The organism is Luteibacter sp. ME-Dv--P-043b, from assembly GCF_030209605.1.
Taxonomy (GTDB): domain Bacteria; phylum Pseudomonadota; class Gammaproteobacteria; order Xanthomonadales; family Rhodanobacteraceae; genus Luteibacter.
Map to the genome: position 1 here is coordinate 24,842 of NZ_JARVRT010000005.1, position 23,804 is coordinate 48,645.

18 protein-coding genes are annotated in these 23,804 nt (G+C 67.6%); 13 read left to right on the forward strand and 5 right to left on the reverse strand.

Going from position 1 to position 23,804, the window contains the following annotated elements:
• Positions 1-23: 23 nt before the first annotated feature.
• From QRN34_RS03125 to QRN34_RS03140, 4 genes are read right to left on the reverse strand one after another with little or no spacing between them, the layout of a single operon-like run.
• Positions 24-1,856, reverse strand: coding sequence for a beta-galactosidase family protein (locus tag QRN34_RS03125; protein WP_285401917.1), 1,833 nt, complete (start codon positions 1,854-1,856; stop codon positions 24-26).
• Positions 1,853-4,405, reverse strand: a complete 2,553-nt coding sequence (locus tag QRN34_RS03130) for a glycoside hydrolase family 3 protein (protein ID WP_285402139.1) — start codon at positions 4,403-4,405, stop codon at positions 1,853-1,855. The genes QRN34_RS03125 and QRN34_RS03130 overlap by 4 nt, the downstream gene beginning before the upstream one ends.
• A gap of 56 nt (positions 4,406-4,461) precedes the next feature.
• The gene (locus QRN34_RS03135) at positions 4,462-6,810 is read right to left on the reverse strand and encodes a family 20 glycosylhydrolase (protein ID WP_285401919.1); all 2,349 of its coding nucleotides are present in this window, start codon (positions 6,808-6,810) and stop codon (positions 4,462-4,464) included.
• Positions 6,807-7,844 (reverse strand): glucokinase, encoded by a 1,038-nt coding sequence (locus tag QRN34_RS03140; protein ID WP_285401921.1) that lies wholly within the window; start codon positions 7,842-7,844, stop codon positions 6,807-6,809. Before QRN34_RS03140 ends, QRN34_RS03135 begins: the two co-directional genes overlap by 4 nt.
• A gap of 258 nt (positions 7,845-8,102) precedes the next feature.
• On the opposite strand from QRN34_RS03140, the gene QRN34_RS03145 reads away from it, so the two are divergent.
• The 13 genes from QRN34_RS03145 to QRN34_RS03205 all read left to right on the forward strand — a co-directional run bounded on the left by QRN34_RS03145 (position 8,103) and on the right by QRN34_RS03205 (position 23,052).
• Entirely contained in the window at positions 8,103-8,420 is a 318-nt protein-coding gene (locus QRN34_RS03145; RefSeq protein ID WP_285401923.1) for an STAS domain-containing protein, read from the forward strand.
• A gap of 10 nt (positions 8,421-8,430) precedes the next feature.
• A complete protein-coding gene (locus tag QRN34_RS03150) occupies positions 8,431-8,793 on the forward strand; it encodes a response regulator (RefSeq protein WP_036140506.1) in 363 nt (120 codons plus the stop codon).
• Between the two features lie 50 nt (positions 8,794-8,843).
• Entirely contained in the window at positions 8,844-10,820 is a 1,977-nt protein-coding gene (locus QRN34_RS03155) for a chemotaxis protein CheA (RefSeq protein ID WP_285401925.1), read from the forward strand.
• 403 nt (positions 10,821-11,223) lie between these two features.
• Entirely contained in the window at positions 11,224-11,739 is a 516-nt protein-coding gene (locus QRN34_RS03160; RefSeq protein ID WP_285401926.1) for a chemotaxis protein CheW, read from the forward strand.
• 84 nt (positions 11,740-11,823) lie between these two features.
• Positions 11,824-13,551: a methyl-accepting chemotaxis protein gene (locus QRN34_RS03165; RefSeq protein ID WP_285401927.1), complete on the forward strand. Its 1,728-nt coding sequence runs from the start codon at positions 11,824-11,826 to the stop codon at positions 13,549-13,551.
• A 2-nt stretch (positions 13,552-13,553) separates the two neighbouring features.
• Entirely contained in the window at positions 13,554-14,429 is an 876-nt protein-coding gene (locus QRN34_RS03170) for a protein-glutamate O-methyltransferase (protein WP_036140513.1), read from the forward strand.
• Positions 14,426-15,085: a chemoreceptor glutamine deamidase CheD gene (cheD, locus tag QRN34_RS03175; RefSeq protein ID WP_036140514.1), complete on the forward strand. Its 660-nt coding sequence runs from the start codon at positions 14,426-14,428 to the stop codon at positions 15,083-15,085. Before QRN34_RS03170 ends, cheD begins: the two co-directional genes overlap by 4 nt.
• Positions 15,086-15,175: 90 nt before the next feature.
• On the forward strand, positions 15,176-16,303 hold the full coding sequence (locus QRN34_RS03180) for a chemotaxis response regulator protein-glutamate methylesterase (protein WP_285401928.1): 1,128 nt from the start codon (positions 15,176-15,178) through the stop codon (positions 16,301-16,303).
• 16 nt (positions 16,304-16,319) lie between these two features.
• The gene (locus QRN34_RS03185; protein WP_285401929.1) at positions 16,320-17,501 is read left to right on the forward strand and encodes a methyl-accepting chemotaxis protein; all 1,182 of its coding nucleotides are present in this window, start codon (positions 16,320-16,322) and stop codon (positions 17,499-17,501) included.
• A gap of 11 nt (positions 17,502-17,512) precedes the next feature.
• Positions 17,513-17,818, forward strand: coding sequence for an STAS domain-containing protein (locus tag QRN34_RS03190; protein WP_036140518.1), 306 nt, complete (start codon positions 17,513-17,515; stop codon positions 17,816-17,818).
• A gap of 593 nt (positions 17,819-18,411) precedes the next feature.
• Complete coding sequence (locus QRN34_RS03195; RefSeq protein WP_285401930.1) at positions 18,412-20,100, forward strand: collagen-like triple helix repeat-containing protein; 1,689 nt, start codon at positions 18,412-18,414, stop codon at positions 20,098-20,100.
• Positions 20,101-20,188: 88 nt separating this feature from the next.
• Positions 20,189-21,850, forward strand: coding sequence for a POTRA domain-containing protein (locus QRN34_RS03200; RefSeq protein WP_285401931.1), 1,662 nt, complete (start codon positions 20,189-20,191; stop codon positions 21,848-21,850).
• A gap of 95 nt (positions 21,851-21,945) precedes the next feature.
• Positions 21,946-23,052: a catalase family protein gene (locus tag QRN34_RS03205; RefSeq protein ID WP_185754302.1), complete on the forward strand. Its 1,107-nt coding sequence runs from the start codon at positions 21,946-21,948 to the stop codon at positions 23,050-23,052.
• A 4-nt stretch (positions 23,053-23,056) separates the two neighbouring features.
• On the opposite strand, the gene phbB is transcribed toward QRN34_RS03205, so the two are convergent.
• Positions 23,057-23,797 (reverse strand): acetoacetyl-CoA reductase, encoded by a 741-nt coding sequence (phbB, locus tag QRN34_RS03210; RefSeq protein ID WP_036144051.1) that lies wholly within the window; start codon positions 23,795-23,797, stop codon positions 23,057-23,059.
• Positions 23,798-23,804 lie beyond the last annotated feature (7 nt).

The window sequence follows — 23,804 nt, forward strand, 5'->3', positions numbered from 1 at the left end:
CACTCCAGCACAGGCGCAAAAAGTCAGGGTTGTTTGGCGGGGTCGGACCACAGCCGGTGATCGACACCCCTTACGACGGGTTTGTCGCGCGTGTCCAGGTCGAACATCACCACGTCGTTGCGGCCCCGGTGGAACCAGGGGCCGGGCGCGTAAAGGTCATGCTGGGGTCCGATCGACCAGATCCGGCCCAGGTTCACGTCGTTGAGCCACAGGGCGCCCTTGCCGAACGCCCGCGTGTCCAGGAACGTGTCGGCCGGCGTGTCGATAGCCACGTGGCCGCGGTGGAACGCCGGGCCCGCGACCGGGGCGGTCGTCCAGCCGCGCAGCGTGCGCGGTGTATCCATGGGCAGGGGATACACCTGCCAGCCGGTCAACACATCGGTGCCGAGCATCACCGGCTCGACCAGGCCGGCGCGGCCGTCGTCCAGGTGCGGCCCGTAGTTCACGCGGCCGGTGTTTTCCACGAGGATGTCCAGCGTGTGGTCACCGCTGCCCACATCGATCGGCATGGACACCTGCTTCAGTCGTCGGTCGACCGTGCCGCGCGCGTCGCGATCGAGGTAGACCGCCGCATAGTCGCGTACGTCGCCCAGGTACAGCGTGCCGTGGAACGGACCATGCACCGTGGTGCGGTAGAGGATGTAGCCGTAGGACTGGCCATACGCTTCCATCGACCGGGGTTGCTCGGACGCGTGCGGCGCCGGCAGGTTGTCCCACAGCGATGCGGATTCGTCGAGGGTAAAGGCGGGAAGGCTGCGCAGGGGCGGCGACGCCGGCACCGGGGGTAGGGCCTGCCCGGTCGCCTTCGCGATCACCTCGCGAAAGCGCAGGTATTTCGGGGTCGGGCGTCCCGCTTCATCCAGCGCCGCGTCGTAGTCGTAGCTGGTGGTCTGCGGCGTGTAGTGGTCCGAGGGGTTGCCCTGGAAATTGGCGCCGTTCATGAAGCCGAAACTGGTGCCGCCATGCACCATGTACACGTTGACCGAGTCGCCCCGAGACAGCATCCAGGCCAGTTCGTCGGCCTGTTGCCTCGTATCGGTGTCGGCATGCTTGCCGCCCCACGCATCGAACCAGCCGGCCCAGTATTCGCCGGCCATGCGCGGTGCATCCGGCCGGAAGCGCGCCAGCGTCTCGAAGCTTTTCTTCGCCTCGCCCGGCGCGAAGTCGATCACCGCCGTCACATCGGGCAGGGTGCCATTGGCGAGCAGGTCGGGGCCGTCATAGGTGAGCAGCAGGTCGTCCGCCAGGCCCGACCGTTTGAGCATGTCGCGGATCTGGCCGAGGTAGGCCTTGTCGTCGCTGTAAGAGCCGTATTCGTTTTCCAGCTCGGTGGCGACGATGGGGCCGCCGCGGGACGCGAGCAGGGGTGCCAGTTCCTTGCCCAGGCGTTGCAGGTAGCGGTCGGCGGCGGCGAGGAAACGCGGGTCGCGAGTGCGCACGCGCATGCCCGGTTCGGCGAACAGCCAGGCGGGGAAACCACCGGCATCCCACTCGCCGCACACGTACGGCCCTGGGCGCAGGATGACGTTCAGACCTTCGGCCTGCGCGGCTTTCACGAAGGCCGCCACATCGTTGTTGCCGCTGAAGTCGAACTGGCCGGGCGTCGGTTCCACCGCGTTCCAGAACACATAGGTGGTGACGGTGTTCAGCCCCATCGCACGCGCCTTGCGCAGCCGGTCGGCCCAGTACGCCCGCGGCACCCGCTGGAAATGGATGTCGCCGGCGATGATCTGGTAAGGCTTGCCGTCACGCATGAAATGCGCGCCGGACACGGTCAGCGGCGGGTTGGCGAAGGCCGTGAGCACCGCGAGCAGGCCGGCCACCAGTAACGCGAGACGCGGCACGAGGCGCGTCATCGCGGCAGCGCCTGCCGGCCCTGAAGGGTGAACTCCAGCGACTGGCCCGGCGCATCGCCCGGCTGGCCGCCGCCGAGGAAGAGTCGGTAGCTGCCGGGGACGACGGCACGCTGGCCAGCCGCATCCACGGAGCTGAGCCGGCGGGGATTGAGGACGAAGGTGATCCGGCGCGTTTCGCCGGCGCGCAGGTGCACGCGCTGCAGCCCGACCAGCGTGCGGTGCGGCGCGAGTTTGTCGCCTTCGGGAAAACCGAGGTACGCCTGGACCACTTCGTCGCCGTCGCGCTCGCCGCTGTTGCGCACGTCCACGCTGGCGGTGAGGGTATCGCCCGCCGTCAGCGCCGGTTGCGACAGGCGTGCCTCGGCGTAAGCGAAGCGCGTGTAGCTGAGCCCATGGCCGAAGGGGTACAGCGGCGTGCCGTCGAAGTAGCGGTAGGTGCGCCCCTTCATCTGGTAACTGGTGAAGGGAGGCAGGTCGCGCACGGAACGGTAGAACGTAACCGGCAGGCGCCCGGCCGGGTTGTCGTCGCCCGCCAGCAGGCGCGCCACCGCGGTGCCGCCGCTCTGGCCCGGGTACCACGCGGCGACGATGGCGGCGGCGCGCTCGTTCGCCTCGTCCAGAGCCACCGCGCTGCCGGACATCAGCACCACGACCAGCGGCTTGCCGCTGGCCGCGGCACGCATCAGCAGGGCGCGTTGCGCGGCGGGCAGGCCGATGTCGGTACGATCGCCGCCGGCGAAACCCGGTACCTCGATCCGCAGTTCCTCGCCTTCGACGTCGGGCGACAGGCCGACGAAGGCCACGGCGACATCGGCGTCGCTCAACGCACGGTCCACCTCGGCCAGCTGCGCGTCGGCGGGCGCCAGCCACTGCAAGCGGACGCCCTGGTCGTTGCCGCTGTGCACGTACTCCAGGCGGATGTCGTGTGGCCGGGTGTCGTCGAAGTGCAGGCGGGCCTGCATGCTCGTGTCGCTACCGTCGTCCTGCACCACGGGCTTGCCGTCGACGAACAGGCGCACCGGATCGTGGCCGACGCAGTCGAAGCAGCGATCCACATGCACCGCCAGCGTGTAGTCACCGGGGCCGGGCGGCAGCAGGGCGCCGGTCCAGCGTACCGCGTAGGTGCCCTTGGGCAGGCCCGCGGGGGTCACGTGGTCCCAGTCGAAGTCGATGGTGCGATCCACGCGCGTGGCGCGGGGCTTGCCCTGGAAACCGGTGCCGACGAAATAGCTGCCGCTGAGGCCGGTCGCGGCGCCGGGGGCGACCTGCGTGCGCAGCGCGGTTTCCGGTACCGGCACCGGCACGCCCACGGCCACCGGCGAGCCCTGCGCATAACGAATGCGTTCGGTACCGAAACGCGTGCGCAAGCCCTGCAGCGGCGTGACCGGTGCGCGCGACGTGGCGTGGTAGTTCGCTTCCAGGGTTTCCACGGTGTCGGCGTTGGGTCCGATCACCGCGATGTGCGGGGTGCCGCGCAGGGGCAGCGCGCCGTTGTCGTTCTTGAGCAGCACCATCGATTGCGCCGCCGCGTCCACCGCAAGCGCCGCATGCGCCGGCGACTCGGCGGGCCGGGCACGGGGCGATGCGGACACGCCCAGTTCGCCGAGCCGGTAGCGGGCCGCGAACAGGCGGACCAGGGCCGTATCCAGCACGGATACGTCCACGTCGCCGCGGCGCACCGCCTCGCCAAGCTCCGCATAGGCGAAGCCGCAATCCAGGTCGGTGCCCGCGCGCAGCGCGGCCGCCGACGAGCCGGCGTTGTCCGCGCGGTAGTAGTGGAACTTGGTCATGTCGTCCACCGCGTCGCAGTCGGAGACGACGAAGCCGGTAAAGCCCCAGCTCGTGCGCAACGTGTCCTGGAGCAAACCCGCATCCGCGCACACCGGTGTGCCGTGCAGCGCGTTGTAGCCGCACATCACCGAGCCCGCGTGGCCTTCCGTGATCGCGGCGCGGAACGCCGGCAGGAAGGTCGCTTCCCTGTCGTGCGGCGACACGTCGATATCGAAGCCGTGCCGACCGGCCTCCGGTCCGCTGTGCACGGCGAAGTGCTTCGGCGTGGCGATGGCGCGCGGGTGCGTCGGGTCGGGCCCCTGGATACCCTGCACGAAGGCCACGGCCAGCCGGCCGGTGAGGTAGGGATCCTCGCCGTAGGTTTCCTGGCCACGGCCCCAGCGGGGATCGCGGAAGATGTTGATGTTCGGCGACCAGATGGTCAGCCCTTCGTAGCGGCCGTGGTCGTGGCCCGCGCCGATGGCGTCGAAGCGTGCGCGCGCTTCCTGCGCTATCGCCTCGCCCACCTGCTGCAGCAGGTCGGGATTCCAGCTGGCGGCCAGGCCGATCGCCTGCGGAAACACCGTGGCATAACCCGCGCGTGCCGCCCCGTGCAGGCCTTCGTTCCACCACTCGTAGGCGGGAATGCCGAGCCGCGGTATCGCCGGCGCCGCGCTCTGCAACTGCGCTACCTTCTCGTCCAGGCTCATGCGCGAGACCAGGTCGCGGGCGCGTTGCTCGGGTGCCGCCGCCGGGGTGACGGCCGAGGCGTGGCCCACCCACAGCAGCAACGCGGCCGCGACGGCTGCGACACGCCGCGTCGCGTGACGGCCGCTCACTGCGCCGGCCCGGTCAGTTTCACCGAACCCAGGCCGTAAAGCGGGCCGGTGATGGGTGCGGTGCTGCGCAGGCACAGATCGTGGTCGCCACGCACCGCGGGCAGCTTGCCTTGCAGGACGAAGCGTTCGCCGAGGGATTTTCCCGGTGGCAGGGGCAGGGAGGCCAGCAGCGGGCCCGCGCAGGTGTCCTGGTGGATCTCCAGCTCGCCGTAGGCGGTTTTCGCCGGGTAGGACACGACCTTGGACAGCTCGTGCGCCAGGCCGTAATTGCGGGCCAGCCGGGCCACGTCCACGCGGATGCCGGTGATGCCGTCCAGCGGCGCGGCCGGGTAGGCCCAGCAGGCGTGGAATAGGTCAATGTCGAACACCGCGGTGTCCATCGCGCCCAGGTCGGGCAACAACGGCATCCGCAGGCCCAGGCTGCCATCGGCACACTTCGTCAGCTCGCCGGTGCGTCGGGTCAGCAGCGTGTCGCGGTCTATCACGCGGCTGCGTACCGCGGCCATCCGCGTGCCGTCCGGGGCGAAGGTCGCGGCGCGCACGGTGGTCGGCAGCGTCACGTCGAAGGGCGCGGCATAGGCCTTGGCCTGCGTATCGGGCAGGCTGCCGTCCGTCGTGTAGCGGATCGTGCCGAACGTCACCTGGGTGTCGATCCGCACCGTGGCCTTGCCGGCGCGCAGGATGCCGGACACCGGTTCGTCGAGGTGGATGCCCGGCGCGAACGCGGTATCCGACGCGTCGATGTCCAGTGCCGCATAGCGACGCACCTGCGCGGGCAGCCGCTGCAGGAAGCTGTCCCAGTTGCGCACGTCACGTGGCGACCAGGCGATTTCCGCCATGGCATCCAGGCGCGGGAACAGTGCATGCTGTATGTGGCGAGTAGAGGGAATGAACTCGCTCCAGAGGGTGGCCTCGGTACCCAGCACATGCCGGGCCTGTTCCGGTGTCAGCGACGCATCCACCGGTTCGAAACCATAGACGCGCTTGAGGTCGAGCACGGACAGACGACCGTTGGGTTCGTCGGCGCGGTCGCTCTGCAGGTTGTCGAAATACATCCAGCCGGCGGGCGCGAGCACCACGTCGTGGTCCTGCTTCGCCGCGGCCACCGCACCCTCGACGCCGCGCCATGACATCACCGAGGCCGTGCGCGGCAACCCCCCTTCGAGGATCTCGTCCCAGCCGATCAGGCGCCGGCCGTGCTTGGCGAGGTAATCGCCCAGGCGATCGGTGAACCAGCTTTGCAGGGCGTTTTCATCTTTGATGCCCAGTGAGGCCATCTTCGCCTGCACGGCGGGCGACTGTTTCCACTGGTCCTTGACCGCTTCGTCGCCGCCCAGGTGGATGTACGTGGACGGGAACAACGCCATCACCTCGTCGAGCACGTTCTCGATGAAGGTAAAGCTCTTGTCGTCCACGTTGTAGAGGTAGGGATTGACACCCCAGTCCACGGAAACCGCGGGGTGCTCGCCGGTGACACCGACCAGTTCGGGGTAGGCGGCCACCGCGGCCTGTGCATGGCCGGGCATGTCCAGTTCCGGCACCACCGTAATGTGGCGGGCGGCGGCATAAGCCACCACGTCGCGGATCTGCTCCTGGGTGTAGAAGCCGCCGTAGCGCTCCGGCTCGCCGAACGTGCCCGCGCCCGGCGGCGTTCGCCAGGCGCCCACGTCGGTAAGGCGGGGGTAACGCCTGATCTGGATGCGCCAGCCCTGGTCGTCGCTGAGGTGCCAGTGGAAGACGTTGAGCTTGTGCTCGGCCATGGCGTCGAGCACCTGCTTGACCGCGGCCACATCGTGGAAATGCCGGGCGACGTCGAGCATCAGGCCGCGCCATGCAAAGCGCGGCCAGTCACGGATGGCGACGTCGGGGACGTGTGTCGCACCCTGCTGGCCATCTGCGCTCGCCAGCTGCCAGAGGGTGACCGCACCGTAGAAAAGACCCGCGTCGCCGCGCGAGGCGATCCGGGCGCCGTCGCCGGTAATGTCGAGGGTGTAGCCGTCCGCCTGGGTCACGCGGGTTGCCGGATCGGTACGCAGCACGATCGCGCCATGGGGTGGCTGCCGCGTGGGGATGGGCGTCAGGGACAGGCCGCGGCTGCGTTTCAGTTCGGCGGCGAGGTAGACCGCGGCGGCTTCGGCGCCACGATCGCCGGGCGCATAGGCAATGACGGTATGCGCGTCGATGGCCAGCGAGCCTTCGGTCTGCCGGATGTCGGCGGGCAGGGGAATGAGCGGCAGCGCGTCGGCGTGCGCCAGGCCGCCGGTGCAGGCCAGCGCGGCGGCCAGGGCCAGGCGGCGGCCAAGGTGCCGTGCTGCGGGCTTCCGGCCGTTGCTGCCGACGGTCATCGTGAGCCCACCCGCGAGCCCGCGCGCATCGTGGCCGCGCCCAGCACGCCAAGGTGACCGTGCTCCACCAGCCACACCGGCACGCGCTCCAGGAAAGGTCGCATGACGCCCTTGTTGAAAAAGCGCTCGCGGAACCGGCTGGCCAGGACGACGTCGCTGATCTGGGGAAGGATGCCGCCGGCCAGGAATACGCCACCCTGCGCGCCGTAGAGCATGGCCAGGTCGCCGACGAAACCGCCCAGTACGGCGCAGAAGACGTCCAGCGCGGCATGCGCGGTCGGATCGGTACCGGCCATGCCGGCCGCGCTCACCTCGCCGGGGGTGGCCAGCGGCGCGTCCCGCTCGTCCAGTTCGGCGAGGGCGCGATAGGTGGCCAGCAGGCCGGGTCCCGACAGCAGCGACTCGACCGACACGTAAGGCCGGGTTCGGGCCAGGACGCGCAGAATGGCCGCCTCGCGCTCGTCGCCGGGGGCGAAGGCGATCTGGCCCGCCTCCGTGGGCAATACCGTGGCCTGCCCGTCGCCCGGCAGCAGCACGGCCGAGCCGAGCCCGGTACCCGGTCCCATCACCACGACGGGACCGCGCGTACCACCGGGGATGCCCGGGAGCACGGCGACCGCCTCGGCAGGGTCGATGAACTGGCTGGCGAAGGCCACCGCCTCGAAGTCGTTGACCACCTCCAGCGCGTCGCCCGCCACGGCGCGGATATCGCCGAGCGCCACCGGCCACGGCAGGTTGCTGTTGGCGACCTGGTCATTCAGCACATACCCGGCGATGGCGATGGCGCAGCGCTCCACCCCCAGCGGGGCCAGGTACGCATGGGTCGCCAGGAAATCCTTTAGGATGGCGGCCAGGCTGGGCCATTCGGCGCCGACGTAGCGGCGGTGGCAAAGCAGCTGGACGGCCGCCTGTGCTGGCCCCTGGGGATAGACCAGCGCGACGCGCGCGTGCGTGCCGCCGACATCCGCCGCAAGCACCGGGCGCCGCGCCGACGCGATGTCCGTGACGACCGGCTGGTTGGAGAAGGTTCCCATCATTGACCCCGTGATTGCTGGCGATCGCCGCGTGACGAAAAAGGTCATGCGGCGCGACGATACGGTTCGAGTTTTTTCCGCCATGACAACGTTGTCAATGAATATCATGTTCACTGGTGAAGATGGGTGAATTTCACAATGGTCGGCGGTGGATTTCATAACCGGTGACGCATCGCCTAAAGCTTTCCCCCGTGGGGCCGATAAGCCCATCGAACGACCCCAGGCGATCTGCGCCACGGGGTCCCCATGGTACGGACGATGGCCAAGAAATCCTCCAAAGAAGCCACCAGCTCAGCGCTGGCACTCGATGCCGACCTGCGCATCGCCGCGGCCCCCGCGCTGCGCGATACGCTGTTGGCGGCGCTCGCCAGTGGCGGTCCGGTCGGTATCGACGGTAGCGCGGTGGCCCAGGTCGACACGGCGGCGCTACAGTTGCTTGCCGCGTTTTCCCGCGATGCGCGGGCGGCAGGACGCACCGTCACCTGGACAGGCGTCAGCGATCCCCTCCAGCGCGGCGTCGCCGTGCTGGGTCTCAACAGTCTGATTGAACTGCCGGCCCACGCCGGCGTGAACTGAAGGTGCTTCGATGGCTAAGATTCTTGCGGTAGACGATTCGGCTTCCATGCGCAGCATGGTCGCCTTCACCCTGCGTGGCGCCGGTCACGACGTCGAAGAGGCCGACAACGGCCAGGCGGCGCTCGATTCCGCCGCCGTGCACAAGTTCGACCTGATCCTCGCCGACGTGAACATGCCGGTGATGGACGGCATCTCGATGGTTCGTGAGATCCGCACCCGTCCGGATTACCGCGGCGTGCCCATCCTCATGCTCACCACCGAGTCCAATCCGGAAAAGAAGATGGAAGGCAAGGCCGCCGGTGCCACCGGCTGGCTGGTCAAGCCGTTCGATCCGGAGCAGCTGCTGGCCACCGTCGGCCGCGTTCTCGGCTGATCTTTCCGCAAGTCGCTTCCTTACACGTTCCGGTCATCCAGGGTTCCCCCATGTCCAAAGTCGATCTGGCGCAATTCCACAAGGCGTTCCATGAAGAGAGCCTCGACGGTCTCGACGCCATGGAGCAGGCGCTCCTCGCATTGGACGAGGGTGCCGAAGACCCGGAACTGATCAACGTCGTGTTCCGTGCCGCCCATTCGATCAAGGGCGGTGCGGCCACGTTCGGTTTCACCGACGTCGCGGCATTTACGCACGTGGCCGAAAACCTGATGGATGAGGTCCGCAGTGGCCGCCGTCCGATGGAAAAGGCCGTCGTCGAATTGCTGCTGCGCTCGGGCGATACGGTGCGCGACATGCTGTCCCTGTCGATGGCCGGCCAGCCGGCCGCCACGCCGGAAAGCCAGGCGCTCCTGGCCGAGTTGTCGGCCATGGTCTCGGGCGCCCCGGTGGCGCCGGTGGCGGTCAAGGCCGCCGCACCGGTCGAAGCCATCGAAGGCTGGGACATCGCGTTCCGCCCGTTCGATTACCTGCTCAAGACCGGCAACGATCCGGCACGCATGTTCCGCGAGCTGGAGGCCATGGGCCCGCTCACGGTCACCTGTGACACCAGCAAGCTTCCCGCGCTGGCCGACATGGACGCCGAGTCGTCCTACCTCGGCTGGACGCTGAGCCTGGACGCCGGCGCCAAGCGCGCCGCCGTCGAAGGCGTGTTCGACTGGGTCGACGGCGACTGCGACCTCACGGCCACGCCGCGCCTGTCGGCACCGGTGGCCGCGCCTGTCGTCGAGGCCATCGCGCCGGTTGCGGCCGCCGCGCCACGCGCCGTCCGCGAACCCGCGGTCAACAGCGAATCCAGCTCGGTCCGCGTCGGCATCGAGAAGATCGACGTCCTGATCAACCTGGTCGGCGAGCTGGTCATCACCCAGTCCATGCTCACCCAGTTCAACGACGGCGTGGACGAATCGCAGCTGGAAATGTTCCGCCAGGGCCTGGCCCAGCTGGGTCGGCACACCCGCGAGCTGCAGGAAAGCGTGATGAGCATCCGCATGCTCCCCATCAGCACGGTGTTCAACCGCTTCCCGCGCCTGGTCCGCGACCTCGCCCAGAAGCTGGACAAGAAAGTCGTGCTGGACATGCGCGGCGAAACCACCGAACTCGACAAGACCGTGCTGGAAAAGATCGGCGATCCGCTGGTCCATCTGGTGCGCAACGCGATCGATCACGGCCTGGAGATGCCGGACAAGCGCCTGGCCTCGGGCAAGGGCGACACCGGCACGCTGCGCATGGAAGCTTTCCATCGCGGCGGCTCCATCGTGGTCGAAGTGGCGGACGACGGCGCCGGTCTCAACCGCGACGCCATCGTCGCCAAGGCCGTGTCGCGCGGCATCATCAGCTCTGGCGAGCACCTGTCCGACGACGCCGTGGCCGACCTCATCTTCGAAGCGGGCTTCTCCACCGCCGCCGCCACCACCGACCTGTCGGGCCGTGGCGTGGGCATGGACGTGGTACGCCGCAACGTCATGGACCTGGGCGGCACGGTCAATATCCGTAGCGTGCAGGGCCGGGGCACCACCTTCACCATCACGCTGCCGCTTACGCTCGCGATCATCGACGGCCTGACGGCGGCGGTGGGCGAGGAAACCTACATCGTGCCGCTGGTGTCGATCGTGGAGTCCGTGCAGGTCAAGCCCGATGCGCTGCGCAGCGTGGCTGGTGGCGGCGAGCTGTTCCGCTTCCGCGACCAGTGGCTCCCCATCGTCCGCCTGTTCGACGTATTCAACTGCGAAGGTCAGCGCCGCACCATCGACGAGGGCATCGTCATCGTGGTGGAAGGCGAGGGCAGCCGCATCGGCCTGTTCGTCGACGAATTGATCGGCCAGCAACAGGCGGTCGTCAAGTCGCTCGAGGCGAACTACCGCCGGGTCAGCGGCATCTCCGGCGCCACCATCCTCGCGGATGGCTCGGTCGCCCTGATCGCCGACGTCGCCGGCCTGGTGCGCCTCCAGGCCCGCCGCAAGGCCGCCTGACGCAGGCCGGCACCACGGGGCACACACACCCCGCGGTGCATGTCTGTATGTAGGAGCGCGCGCTCGCGCGCGACATCTTCTCGCGATAACCCCGGAGCTGGCGCGCCAGATCCGGGCTCACGGCCTCAAACCATGTCGCGCGCGCACGCGCGCTCCTACATGCGCCCAGGCGCCCATGCGCCCGACCCGGACGCGCCCGCACCAGACGCGCCCGCACCAGACGCGCCGGTCCCATAAGCGCCCGTCCTGCACCCGCGCGTCCCACGCCTGCCGCCCGCCCGGGCCTGCCTGGCTCACATCCGCGCACATCACGTTGAAATTGGCCCTCAAGCTCCGCTGGGGATAGCCGATACCCCAAGGGAAGGGGTCCCGAACCGCCGATCCGATCCGCCGTGGGAACGACATGAACCAAGCAGCCAATACCGCCATCGACGCGTCCGAAGAGGCCGCGCAATATCTCACCGTCAACCTCGGCAACGAGGAATACGCGGTGGACATCCTTGCCGTCCGCGAGATTCGCGGCTGGACAGCCGTCACACGCATCCCGCAGGCACCGCCCTACGTGCTGGGCGTGCTCAACCTGCGCGGGGCCATCGTCCCTGTGCTGGACCTGCGCCTGCGCTTCAGCCTGGATCGCGAGGATTACACGGCCACCACCGTCACCGTCATCGTGATGGTCAACGGTCGCCAGTTCGGGGTGGTGGTCGACGCCGTCTCCGACGTGGTGGAAGTCGCCCCCGGCAGCATTCGCCCGGTGCCCGACATGGGTACCTCGGTCGATACCGAATACCTCAAGGGCCTGACCTCCGTCGGGGAGCGCATGGTCCTCCTGCTCGATGTTGATCGCCTGCTTCAGCCGCAGGACGCCCAGATGCTGGAAGCCGCCCTGGCCTCCACGGATGTCAAAGCCGTCGCCTGAGCCTGAGCCTGTCGCGGTGGCCCCGGCTACTGCGGCACGCGATGCCCGGTTTGCCTTTGCCGCACCTTGCCGATTGGAATCGTAATGAAGAAGTTCAAGTTCAAGAAGCCCGCATTGACCGTCCGCGGTCGTCTCTACGGCGTGCTCGGCCTGCTCACGATCATGTTGCTCGGTGGCGCGGCCGTAGGCCTGGGCGCCATGCACTTCCAGAACGAAGGCATGCGCAAGATCTACCAGGAAGGACTTGCACCTTCGGAGATGCTCTCGCACATCGCCACCAATTCGCTGATGTCGTTCGTGGTGCTCGGCGAGGCCGGCACCAAGGTCAGCAACGCCGACCAGGTGAAGCAGAAGCTGGCGGAGTTCGACAAGTACCAGGCGGACATCGACAAGACGCAGGCCGAGTTCCTCAAGATCCCGATGTCGGCCAACGTCAAGAAGCTCTACGACAAGTGGGAAGCCACCGCGTCCGATTACGACCAGGCCAAGGCCGACATGGTCGATGCGCTGAAGCAGGCCGACGAAGGCGCTTCCGACGTCCTGGAAATGCAGGTGCGCCCGTTGCTGATGGATCGCCAGTCGCAGCTGACCAAGCTGATCGAGGCCAAGCGTGAGGAAGCCTCCGAGATCTACGCCACCGAGTCCTCGCAGTACGCGCTGATCCGCACGCTGAGCATCGGCTCGCTCGCCATCGGCCTGGCGATCTGCCTGCTGATCGGTGTGCTGGTGATCCGTTCGGTCATCCGCACGCTCAACGAGGCGGTCGACATCGCCAACAAGATTTCCGAGGGCAAGCTGGGCCACGACGTGAAGGTCACCCGTACCGACGAACTGGGCCAGCTGCAGTCGGCGTTCCGCGCCATGGACGAGCGCCTCAGCGACATCGTGACCGAGGTGCGCCACGGCTCCGGTTCGGTCAGCACCGCCGCGCAGCAGATTTCGCGCGGTAACGACGACCTCTCCCAGCGCACGCAGGAACAGGCCTCCAGCCTGGAACAGACCGCGTCCTCGATGGAAGAAATGACCTCCACGGTCAAGCAGAACGCCGAGAACGCCAGCCACGCCAACCAGCTGGCCCGCGGTGCCCGCGAGCAGGCGGAGAAGGGCGGTGAAGTGGTCGCCCAGACGGTCGTGGCCATGCGCGAGATCAACAGCTCCAGCAAGAAGATTTCCGACATCGTCAGCCTCATCGACGAAATCGCCTTCCAGACCAACCTCCTGGCGCTCAATGCCGCGGTGGAAGCGGCCCGCGCCGGTGAGCAGGGTCGCGGCTTCGCCGTGGTCGCCACCGAGGTTCGCAACCTCGCCCAGCGTTCGGCGGGTGCGGCCAAGGAGATCAAGGGCCTGATCAACGACAGCGCCAGCAAGGTCAGGGCCGGTTCGGAACTGGTCGACCAGTCGGGCAAGGCGCTGGCCGAGATCGTCGAAAGCGTGAAGAAGGTGACCGACATCGTCGCCGAGATCGCGGCGGCCAGCTCCGAGCAGTCCGCCGGCATCGACCAGGTCAACCATGCCGTGCTGCAGATGGACGAAATGACCCAGCAGAACGCCGCGCTGGTCGAGGAATCCGCGGCGGCCGCGCGTGCCATGCACGAGCAGGCCACCGAGCTCAGCCGCCAGGTCTCGTTCTTCCGCGTTACCGGCAACGTCGCCTCCTCCACGCACGCCGCCAAGGCGCCGCGCAAGGACGCCACGCAGCAGGAAATGGAAACCGTCTTTGCCGCGGTGCGCAGCACGCCTGTCGCCGCACCCGCCACCCGCGCATCCCGCCCGGCCGAGTCGGCCGACACAGGCGCCTGGAAGGAGTTCTGATCATGAACGCGCTCGTCCATTCCAGCGACACCGTCGCGCAGACGAGCGCGTCGGGTCCGAACCTCGGCGACGCCGAGTTCACCTTCCTGCGCGAGTTCGTGCTGCAGCATTGCGGCATCTCCCTGGGCGAGCACAAGCGCCAGCTGGTCCAGGGGCGCCTGCTGCGGCGGCTGCGCACGCTGCAGCTCGACGGCTTTGCCGCCTATTGCGACCTCCTGCGCCGCGATCCGGATGGCGAGCTGGGCGAACTGGCCAGCTGCATCAGCACCAACGTCACTTCGTTCTTCCGCGAGATGCACCACTACGACATGCTGGTCGACGAACTCCTGCCGCGCTGGCTGGAGGAAAAACGCAACGGTGGCCGCCTGCGTATCTGGTCCGCCGGTTGCTCGACCGGTGAAGAACCCTATGCCATCGCGATGGTACTGGCCGAGGCCATGGAGCGTACGGGTATCCAGATCGACGCGAAGATCCTCGCCACCGATCTGTCGCCCCAGGCGCTGGAATTCGGTCGCAAGGGCGTCTATCCGGTCGAGCGCCTGTCGGGCGTGAGCGATGCCAGGCGCAAGCGCTGGTTCCTGCGTGGCGAGGGCTCGTTCGACGGCTTTGCCCAGGTGCACCCGCGGTTACGCGAGCTGGTTACCATCCAGCCGCTGAACCTGCTCCACGACTGGCCCATGCAGGGCAAGTTCGACGCCATCTTCTGCCGCAACGTCGTCATCTATTTCGACAAGCCGACCAAGCAGCGCCTGTTCTCCCGCTACGCCGGCATGCTGGACAGCCGCGGCTACCTCTTCCTCGGTCACTCGGAATCCATGTACGGACTGTCCGAGGACTTCGACCTGATCGGTCGAACGGTCTACCGGAAACGCACATGAGCGACACCTTCGTTGCGCAGCCCAGGACGTTCGCCAATTTCGATCCCAAGGCGGTGCTGCCGGGGTTCGAACACATCCGGCGATTCTGGGATCCCGCGCAGGAAGTGGTTACGGTCAAGATCCTGCCCGGCGAGTACTACGTCAGCCGGCAGGAGGAGATGATCTCCACCGTACTCGGTTCGTGCGTGTCGGCCTGCGTGCGGGATACACGCCTGCGTATCGGCGGCATGAACCACTTCATGTTGCCCGAGCCGGCCGGCGAGCGCGACAGCTGGAGCTCCACGGTCGGTCGTGCCGCGCGTTACGGCAACGACGCCATGGAACAGCTGATCAACGCCATCCTCAAGGCCGGCGGTCGCCGTGACGACTTCGAGGTCAAGATCTTCGGCGGCGGCCGCGTGCTCGCCACCATGACCGACATCGGCCAGCGCAACATCGCCTTCGTGCAGCGCTACATCGCCACCGAGAAGCTGCGGCTCTGCGCGTCGGACGTCGGCGACATCTTCCCGCGCCAGGTGCAGTTCTTTCCGTTCAGCGGCAAGGTGCGCGTGCGCCAGTTGCGCGCCGCCCACGACAACAATCTTGCCGATCGCGAGAAACGATACCTCAAGCGATTGGCCGACGATCCGATAAAGGGAGAGGTGGAACTTTTCTGACGACGATATCGTCAGGCCGTTCCACCCAGACATTCAGCGCCGTTCGGTTCCACCGACCGGGACGTCACGCCACCCGAGTTGCAAGCATCCATGCAGAAAGTTCGCGTTCTTATCGTCGACGACTCGGCCCTGGTACGTAAGGTGCTGTCGACCATGCTCGAGTCCGATCCGGGCATCGAAGTGGTCGGCACCGCCGCCGACCCCCTGATCGCCCGCGAGAAGATCAAGCAGCTCAACCCCGACGTGCTCACGCTCGACGTCGAGATGCCGCGCATGGACGGCCTGACGTTCCTCGAGAACCTCATGCGCCTGCGGCCGATGCCGGTGGTGATGGTCTCCACGCTGACCGAGAAGGGCGCGGAAGTCACACTGCGCGCACTCGAGCTGGGTGCCATCGACTTCTTCACCAAGCCGTCGGCCGACCTCGCCAATACCTTCATGGAACACGCGCCGGAGATCTGCGCCAAGGTTCGCCTCGCCGCGGGCGCCAAGCCGCGCGAGCGTTCCGAGGTCACCCGCCTGGACACGCCGCGGTACGACGTGCCGCGCATGGACGTGCCGCCCCGTCTGTCCGCCGACGCAGTGCTGCCGCGCGCACAGACGGCGGGCAGCCGCGGCGGTACCCGCATCATCGCCATCGGCGCCTCCACCGGCGGCACCGAGGCCATCCGCGTAGTGCTCGAGGCCATGCCGCCGACCGCCCCGCCGATCGTCATCACCCAGCACATCCCTGCGGCGTTCAGCGGTCCGTTCGCCGCACGCATGGATACCTGCTCCGCCATGCGCGTGTGCGAGGCCCGCGACGGCCAGCCCATCCAGGCCGGCCATGCCTACATCGCGCCGGGTGGGCAGCATCTGCTGGTGATGTGGGACGGCGCCAAGCATGTGTGTCGCCTGCACGACGGCCCGCCGGTCAACCGGCACAAGCCGTCGGTCGACGTGTTGTTCCGCTCCATGGCCGCCAGCGTCGGCGCGGCCACCGTGGCCGTACTGCTGACCGGCATGGGAGACGACGGCGCCCGCGGTCTGGGCGAACTGAAGGAAATCGGCGCGCCCACGCTGGTCCAGGACGAAGCGTCATCGGTCGTCTGGGGCATGCCGGGCGCCGCCTGGAAAGCCGGTGCCGCCAGCGAAATGCTGCCGCTGGACGCCATCGCCGCGCGCTTGCTCGCGCTTGCCCAAACCCCCGTTTCCGCCGTCGCCCGCGTCGGCACCTGAAGAACGAGACATCATCATGGTCATCCCGAAGAACGAACGCAGCATCGGCTTTATCGCCAGTGCCATCGCCCTGGTCATAGTCCTGGTGTTCCACGCTGCCTGGGTCGCCCCGGTCGTCGTGGCCCTGCTGACGGCTACCTGGATCGCCATCAGCCTGGTGCCGGCCCCGCTGCCGGAGGTCGAGGTGGTGCTCAACTCGCATGCCACCAGCGACGAGGCATCCGTACGCGAGGCGATGGAAGACGTGCGCAGCGCCATCGTCGACGAACTGGGCCACGCCAGCCGCGAACTGCACCAGGCGCTCGACCTGGTCCGCGACGCCGTGGCCGAACTGGGCGGCGGCTTCAACGGCCTCTCCCACAAGACCGGCAAGCAGCAGAAGCTGCTGACGGAGATCATCGAAAGCGGTGGCCAGGGCATCTCGGTGCAGGATTTCGCCTCCCGCACCGCCGGCCTGCTCGAGCATTTCGTTGGCCTGATCGTCCAGCTGTCGCGCGAAAGCCTGCGCATCGTCTACCGCATCGACGGCATGGCGAAGGAAATGGACGCCGTGTTCGCGCTGCTGAAGAACGTCAACACGATCGCCGAAGAAACCAACCTGCTGGCGCTCAACGCCGCCATCGAAGCGGCGCGTGCGGGTGAATCCGGCCGCGGCTTCGCGGTGGTCGCGGGGGAAATCCGCAACCTCGCCCAGCACAGCAACCAGTTCAACGAGAAGATCGGCACCCACGTGGAGCGCTCGCGCACCGCCATGGAACAGCTGCGCGAACTGGTCGGCCACATGGCCTCGCAGGACATGAACGTGGCGCTGTCGGCCAAGGGCGACATCGACCAGATGATGTCGACGATCACCGAGTCCAACCAGCGCACCAGCGCCGCGGCGGACGAGGCGGCCACGATCAACCGCGGTCTCGGCAACGACGTGTCCACCACCATCCGTTCGCTGCAGTTCGAGGACATCCTCAGCCAGCTGCTGCACCAGACGCGCTCGCGCCTGGTCGAGCTGCAGGAGATCACCGCCGACTGCACGCGCGACATCGAAGAACTCGCCTGCGCGCCGTCCGACCCGTCCGAGCTCGGTGGCCGCGCCCAGCGAGTGCGTGCCCGCCTTGCCGAGCAGCGTGAACGTGCCCGCCTGCGTGCCCGCGGCCCCGCCCTCCAGCAGTCGATGGCTGCCGGCGACATCGACCTGTTCTGAGGAAGACACCCATGTCCATCAACGTTCACAACGATGCCGAGCACGGCTGCCTCACCCTCCACCTGGGCGATCGCTTCGATTTCTCGATCCACCGTGCCTTCCACGATGCCTGCCTGGGCGACGTGCTGGCGGCGCGCAGTTATGTGCTCGACCTGGAGCAGGTAACCAGCATGGACAGCTCCGCGCTGGGCATGCTGATGCTGCTGCGCGAGCACGCCGGCGGCGATCGTGCGGAGATCCGTATCGTGAATGCCGGGGCGGATTTGCGGAATACGTTGCGTATTGCGGGGTTCGATAAGTTGTTCACCGTGCATTGAGCGGTTTTTTCAGGTTTTGAAACACGCCCCGGTATCGGGGCGTTTTTTTTGGGCTGGTGGGGGGTAGGGCGGGCTCGGCTGCGCCATCGCGTTGGGTGGCTCGGCTTTGCCATCGCACTGCCCGGCTCGGCTACGCCATCGCGTGCGGTTGTAGGAGCCGACGATGTCGGCGAACCCTTGCCATTCATTGGGCAAGCGAAGCCTTGCGCCTGTCAAAGCCGGCTTCGTTTTTCGCTCGGAAACGCCAACACGTATGTGATGCATGGCCTCTTTCGCCATAGCCACGTTTAGGGTTCGCGCACGTGCGTGCGCTCCTACAACGACGTCAGGGAAATGACGTGGATTTTTTGGCGTTTTGATTAGCTTGCGCGAATTCGTCGTTTTGCTCGATCCAGCGCGTCGGCGGCTTGACGCAGCTACACAAATGGCCGAATCGGCTTGGAATATGCGCGTTTATTGGCCAAATTTGCGTAATACGGCACAGGCGCGCGGCGTTTCATGAATCACCGGGTGTGACGTGGGTCACAGTCGATGTTCCGCTCCCACATGTCGGGAGCAGTGTCCAAAATGCCATGCGTTCGGAGGGGTGAATCATGAGCGAGCAGAAATTCAGCAAGGTTCTCACACGTACCGTCCTCGTCAGTTGCCTGCTCGCAGGCGCCGTGTCGATCACGGCCTGCAGTGGTCATGGCTCCACCCGCTCCGGCAGCAAGACGGGCACCAGCGTGAGCCCCGGTACGGCCGGCGGTCCTAGCGGCAGCGGTAGCGATGGCTCGGGAAGCGGCGGCTCCGGAAGCGGCGGTACGGGGAGTGGCGGCTCGGACACGGCGGGCGGACCGTCGGGTACGGGAAGCACCGGTGGAACGGGAACGGGCGGCACCGGTAGCACCGGCGGCGACAGCACGGCCGGTGGCCCCAGTGGCACGGGTAACGGCGGAACCGGCGGCGGCACCGGTGGTACCGGCGGTGGCACGGGCGGTACCGGCGGCACCGGCGGTGGTACGGGAGGTAGCGGCGGCACGGGAGGCACCGGCGGTGGCACCGGCGGCGACGGTGGCACGGGCGGTGGTACGGGCGGCGGCACCGGCCCGACGACTGCGGCGGCCAGCACGGCCGTCGGATCGCTGGCGACGGGAGCGGGCGGCATCATCGCGGCGATCGGCAGCACGGTGACCGGCGTCGGTGCGCAGTTGCCGACGACCACGGTGCTGGGTGGTACGGCGGGCCTGACCGATGCGCTGAGTTCGGCGGTGCAGGGCGTGGGTGGCGCGGTGACGACGCTCGGCAATGCGACCAGCGGCGGCCTGGGCCAGATCGGCAACATCGCCGATCCGGTCGGTACGACGACGGACAGCCTCGGCAACGTGGTGACGCAGGTGGGCGGCGCAGTGAACAACCTGGGCGACGGTGTCGCGACGGTGGGTGCGGGTACGCCGATCATGCCGATCACCCAGGCCGTGGGCAGTGTCGTGGGCTATACCGGCTCTGGCGTGGGGCAGGTGGGGTCGACGCTCGGCAGCGAACTGGATTCCGCCTCGGGCAACACGTTGACGCAGGCCGTGAGCAACGTTCTCACGCCGGTGGTCAGCGCGCTGGGCGACAGCGCCTCGCCGATCAACTCGGGCAACCTGGTCGCGGCGGTAGGCTCGGCAAGCGGCAGCCTGGTCAGCGGTGCTAGCGCGGGCGTGTCGTCGCTGGGTAGCACCATTGCCGCGGTGCAGGGACCGGGCGCGACGTCGGGCCTGACCGCAACTGCCGGTGTGGCGGTGCAGAACGTGGCATCGACATTGGCGCCGGTGGGCGCGGGCCTTTCCAACGGCCTGGGCAAGGCTGGCGTCGGCGGTGGCGATACCGTCGGTACCACGCTCGCTGGAGCTACCGCGGCCGTCACCGGTGCGGGCAACACGGTATCCGGCCTGGGTACTGGCGCGCTCGCACCGCTGGCTCCGGTGACCTCGGCGCTCGGCACCACGGTGTCCAGTGTCGGCAACGGCGCCACGGCGGCCGTCTCGAACGGTGGCGCGCTGTCGGGCGCTACCGCTGCGGTCAGCACCGTGGTCAACACCGTGGCCGCGGCCACGGGTAGCGTCTCGGGCGCCACGTCAGGTGGCGGCTCGACCGGTGCGGCTCCTGCCGGCCTGGGCGCTGCGCTGACCGGCGTGACCAACACGGTAAGCGGTACCGTCGGCGGACTGGTGGGAGGCCTCACGGGTGGCGCATTGAATGCGAACGAAGGCTCCAAGCTCGGCGTGAAGATCGGCCTCGGCGGCGGTACCCGCTGATCCCATCGTGATGTCGAAGACGGGCGGCGCTCCGGCGTCGCCCGTCCACCTGTTCCGTTTCCGGTCCGATGGACCCAGGGGAGTGTCCATGAATCGATGGTTCGGCTTCCTTATCGGTATGGCCGTCGTGTGTTCCGCGCAGGGGCAGGTGCGTGCGCCTGCCAATCCGCTGCAAACCCTTCCCCGTACCGAGGCGCCCACGCAGGCGCCGGTCAAGGTGAACGTCGAAGCGCCCAGCCAGGCTGTCGAGGCGTTGCTCGCCCGTCACCTGACGCCCACCCGTTTCGATGTGACGGGCGTGAAATCCATTCCGTTCGACAAGGTGGCCGCCGAGTTCGCGCCGATGCGCGGCAAGGACACCACGGTTCGCGACCTGATCGCCGCCGCCGACCGCGTCACGGCGATGTACAAACAAGCCGGCTACGCGCTGTCGTTCGCGTTCGTGCCCAACCAGAACTTCTCCGGCGGCGTGGTGCGTGTGGCCGTCGTGGAAGGCTATGTGTCCGAGGTGCGCGTCACCGGCGATGCCGGCAACATGGAGTCGCGCATCCGCGCCATCGCGGCGCACGTGGTCGGCGAGCGGCCGCTGCGGCAGGACACCTTCGAGCGTTACACCCAGTTGCTCGGCCAGTTGCCCGGGCTGACCATCGGCGCGAACGTGCCACCGCCCACCACGACCGACGGTGCAACCCGCCTGGAACTGAGCGCGAAGCGGCAGCGCTACGACGTCAGCTACGGCATGGACCTCAACCACCCCGGTGCGCAGGGCGTGTTCACGCTGCTGGAAAACGGTGCCACGCCGCTGGGCGAGCAAGTGAGCCTGTCCACGCTGTTTCCGAACGGCGGCGGCCAGCGCCTCTACGTGCTCGGGTACATGCAGCCGTTCGGCTCGCAGGGCTGGCAGGGCAAGGTGGACGCGACCCGCTATTGGGGTACGCCCGACACCGACAACCAGCTGCCGGCGTACCTGGACCACCGGCTCACCCAGGACCGGCTCGCCCTTTCGGCCGTCTATCCGCTGGTGCTGACCAACAGCAAGCGCCTGAACCTGACGATGGGGATCTATGCCTCGAAGCAGGATGATCGCTACCGCAATACGCTCAACGGCGCGATGGTGGCATTGCAATCCAGCGTTCGCGTGCTGAACGCCGAGTTGTCGTGGTTGCAGGTAGGCACGCAACGCACGCAGCAGTTCAGCGCCGCGGTGTTCCACGGCTTCGCGGGCATGGGTGCGTATTCCCGCGCGGTCAGCAACACCGGTCCGCTGGCCATTGCCACGCCCGATGTCAGCTTTACACGCTACACGACCAGCATGACCTGGGCCGAACAGTGGAAGCACCGCTTCGGCACGGTATTCCGGGCGACCGGGCAATACAGCGACAACGCCTTGCCATCCACCGAGCAGATCAACTTCGGCGGACCGAGCTACGCCTATGCATACGATCCCGGCGACGCCGCGGGTGACAGCGGCTGGGCCGCCTCGGCGGAAGTGAACCGCAGCTTCGTCATCGGCAGCCGATGGGTCAAATCCGTGGTGCCGTACGTCGTGTACCAGAGCGCTCATGTTTACCTCAACGGCGCGCGTCCCCTGATCGACAAGCTGGACTCGGCGGCGGTCGGGGTGAGGGTGTCGGACAACCGGCACTATTCGGTGGATTTCGCGCTGGCCCGCCCCACGGGCGACCGGCCGCCGGAAAGTAACGATCGCGATACGCGGTGGAACCTGACCTTCAGCTACAAGCTGATGTAGCCGCGGTTCCGTGCACACACCGGGTGGCACACCGACCCGGTGTTCACAAGCACGGCGGCACGATCCTTCCACGCCACCTGCCCGGAAGCCGCCCCATGCCCCTCTCGTTGACGCCGCCGCCCATCCTTTTCGACGAATCGCTCGAGCAAGTCGCACCCGATGAGGCGGAGACCGCCGAACAGCTGATCGAGACGCTGACCCGCATCAACGAGACGACGCTGGAGCACGAGAAACACGCTTACCGTTCCGTGCATGCGAAGAGCCACGGCCTGCTTACCGGTGAACTGGTGGTGCCGGACGGCCTGCCGTCTGAACTCGCGCAGGGCATTTTCTCGAAGCCCGGGCGCTATCCGGTGGTGATGCGCCTGTCGACCGTGCCGGGCGACATCCTCGACGACAGCGTGTCGACGCCGCGCGGCATGTCGATCAAGATCATCGGCGTGGAAGGCGACCGTCTGCCCGGCAGCGAAGGCGATGCCACGCAGGACTTCGTCATGGTCAACGGCCCGACATTCGGCGCGCCCACGGCGAAGAAGTTCGCCGGCACGCTCAAGCTGGTGGCCGCCACCACCGATCGCGCGGAAGGGGCGAAGAAAGTCATTTCCGCCGTGTTTCGCGGCACCGAGCGCCTGATCGAGGCGTTCGGCGGCAAGAGTTCCACGCTGCTGGCGCTGGGTGGCCAGCCCGAGACCAATCCGCTGGGCGATACGTACTACAGCCAGGCGCCGATCCGTTTCGGCGACTACGTGGTCAAGGTGTCCGTGGCCCCGCATTCGCCGAACCTCACCGCGCTCACCGATGCCGAACTGAACGTCAACGGCAAGCCCGACGGCCTGCGTGACGCGATGGTCGAGCATTTCGCGCGCGAGGGTGGCGAGTGGGATGTCCGCGTGCAGTTCTGCACCGATAGCGAGAGCATGCCGATCGAGGATGCGTCGGTGGCCTGGTCGGAAGAGAAAAGCCCGTACATCGACGTGGCCCGCATCGTGTTGCAGCCGCAGTCCGCATGGGATGAAGCGCGCAAGCAGGCGATCGACGATGGGCTGTCCTTCAGCCCCTGGCACGGCGTGGCGGCGCACCGCCCGCTGGGTTCGGTGATGCGCGCGCGACGCGTGGCCTACAGCGTGATGGCGAAGTTCCGCGCTCACCATAACGGTCTTGCGATCAGCGAGCCGAGGTCCCTGGACGACCTCAAGCTCTGACGCCTTACCAGCCCATGTAGTGACCGCCGTTGATGGCGAGATTGGAGCCGGTGATCCAGCCGGAATCCTCAGAGGTCAGGAAGGCCACCGCATGGGCGATTTCCTCGGGCCGCCCCAGGCGTCCGACCGGAATCTGGGCGACGATCTTCGCGCGGATGTCTTCAGGCACCGCCATCACCATGTCCGTACCCACATAGCCGGGTGACACGGTATTGACCGTGATGCCGAAGCGCGCGTTCTCCTGGGCCAGCGAAATCGTGAAGCCGTGCATCCCCGCCTTGGCGGCGGCGTAGTTGGCCTGGCCGTACTGGCCCTTCTGCCCGTTGATCGAACTGATCTGCACGATGCGGCCCCACTGACGCAGGCGCATGCCCTCGATGACAGGCCGGGTGACGTTGAAGCAGGCATTGAGGTTGGTGTTCACCACCTCGGTCCACTGCTGGTAGTCCATCTTGTGGAAGGTGGTGTCGCGGGTAATGCCGGCGTTGTTGATGAGGATTTCCACCGGGCCGGCCAGGGCTTCCACCTCGCGGACCATGGCTTCGGCCGCGTTGGGGTCGGCCACGTCCCCCGGCACCATCACCACGTCGATGCCGTCGCGGATCATGTCCTCGCGCCAGGCGGTTGCGCGGGCCTCGTCGCGGTAGTTGGTGGCCACCCGGTGTCCCTGCCGGGCCAGGTAGCGCACCAGCGCCGTACCGATGCCGCCGGTGCCCCCGGTGACCAGCGCCGTGCGTTGCGTGATGCCCTGC